The organism is Streptomyces sp. NRRL WC-3549, assembly GCF_000721935.1.
In the GTDB taxonomy this organism is placed as follows: Bacteria; Actinomycetota; Actinomycetes; order Streptomycetales; family Streptomycetaceae; genus Streptomyces.
Genome location: NZ_KL585423.1, coordinates 130,057 through 131,637, shown reverse-complemented (window position 1 = coordinate 131,637; position 1,581 = coordinate 130,057). Strand labels below are relative to the sequence as shown.

The following is a 1,581-nucleotide window of genomic DNA, read 5'->3' as shown; positions in this document are numbered from 1 at the left end:
CAGCAGGCCCATGTCGGCCCCGCCGGACGCCCGCGCCACCGCCAGCGGGGCGCGGGCCAGCAGCAGGCCCTGGGCGACCAGGTCCGCCAACAGGATCTTGGTCACCGAGAGGGGCAGGTCGAGGCCGGCGGCCACCTCGGCGACCGCGGCCGGCTGCCGGCAGCGGTCGAGGATCATGCGGTGCTCGGGCTGGAGCCGGCCGGCGCGCAGGGGGACCCCGTGCTCGTCCGCCGGCTGGTCGGCCGTGGTCAGCACGGTGATGAGGCTGAAGTCGTCCCGCTCGGGCGCGGTCCGGCCACGGGTGATGGTGTACGGCCGCACCATGGTGCCGGCCGCGTCCTCCTCCGGCTCGTCCTCGTCCCAGTAGGGCGTCACACCCGCTGCCCGTCCCCGGTACCGAAGGCGTCGAACTCCCCGCGCGCCGGTGCGGTGAGCTTCTGGCCGACCTGCTGCACGAGGTTGTGCATCGCCAGGGACATCACCTCGGCGTCGACCTCCTGGGAGGCGACGACGGCGAGGTGGGTGCCCTGGCCCGCCGTGATGATGAAGAGCCAGAGGTCGGCGAGTTCGACGATGACCTGGTGCACGGTGCCGCCGTCGAAGAGCTGGCCGACTCCGCGGGCGAGGCTCTGCTGGCCGGTGCATATCGCGGCGAGCCGCTCGGCGTCGGCGCGTTCGATGGTCCGTGAGTGGCTCACCACCAGTCCGTCGTCGGACAGCAGCACGGCGTTCAGGGTCTCGGCCACCGAGTCCACCAAACCGTCGAGCAGCCAGTCCAGATCCTGGAGGGTGGCCGTTGTGCGTGTCATGACCGTTCTTCTCTCGTGGGTGAGGTGGGTGAGGTGGGTGCGGGCGGGCCGGCCGGGTCCGGCGGCCCCTGCGCGGCACGGGCCGCGCGCGACCGCCGCTGGAACGCCCCGATCGCGGCACCGGCGCGGCGCGGAGCCGGCCGGAACAGCGGGTTCTCGTCCCAGCTCGGGGGCCTGGGCGGGGTGTGACGGGAGGTGGGGCTCACCCGCAGTTCGTCCACCAGGCTGGCCTGGCGTACCCGGCGGGGGAGCGGGGGTTCCGAACCGGTGCCCGCGGGGGACGGCGGACCGGTGGTGTCCGCCACGGCGGGCTCCGGCTCCGCGAGGGGGGGCCGAAAGCGCCGGGGCGGACGGTACGGCGGCCGGCCGTGCGACGGGGGCGCCGGCCTGACCGGCGTGGTCGTGGCCGTAAGCGTGGCCGGACGCACCGGGGTAGGGCTGCGCGGCCGGGGCGGCCCCGGAAGGCCGGCCGTACGCCTGCCCCGGGTCCTGGTGGCCGTCGTCGGGGGCCGGGAACGGGTGACCGGACACGGGGAACTGCCCCGCGGCCGTCATGTACGGCTCGTCCGCCACACCGTGGGTCTGGTCCCGCGCGCCGTACGGGCCGTCGGCCGCGGGGTACGGCCGGCCCTGCCCGGCGTACGCGGCGTCGCCGTCCTGGTACCCGGGGGCCCCGGACGGGTGGCCGGGCTCCTGGGCGCCGGTGCCTTCGGGCCCGTACGGTCCGCCGGTGTCCGCCCGGCCGGCCGGGCCCCCGCCGTACGGCTGGGCC

General features: G+C 76.4%; 2 protein-coding genes and 1 pseudogene. 1 reads left to right on the top strand and 2 read right to left on the bottom strand.

Annotated elements, in window-relative coordinates; all coding sequences use genetic code 11:
• Both IH13_RS38515 and IH13_RS0126970 read right to left on the bottom strand, forming a co-directional pair.
• Positions 1-324 (bottom strand): DUF742 domain-containing protein (locus tag IH13_RS38515; RefSeq protein ID WP_082317720.1); only part of this gene is annotated, 324 nt, incomplete at its 3' end.
• A gap of 47 nt (positions 325-371) precedes the next feature.
• Entirely contained in the window at positions 372-809 is a 438-nt protein-coding gene (locus IH13_RS0126970; protein WP_031088578.1) for a roadblock/LC7 domain-containing protein, read from the bottom strand.
• A gap of 402 nt (positions 810-1,211) precedes the next feature.
• On the opposite strand from IH13_RS0126970, the pseudogene IH13_RS43585 reads away from it, so the two are divergent.
• A pseudogene (locus tag IH13_RS43585) lies at positions 1,212-1,581 on the top strand (hypothetical protein); the annotation flags it as partial.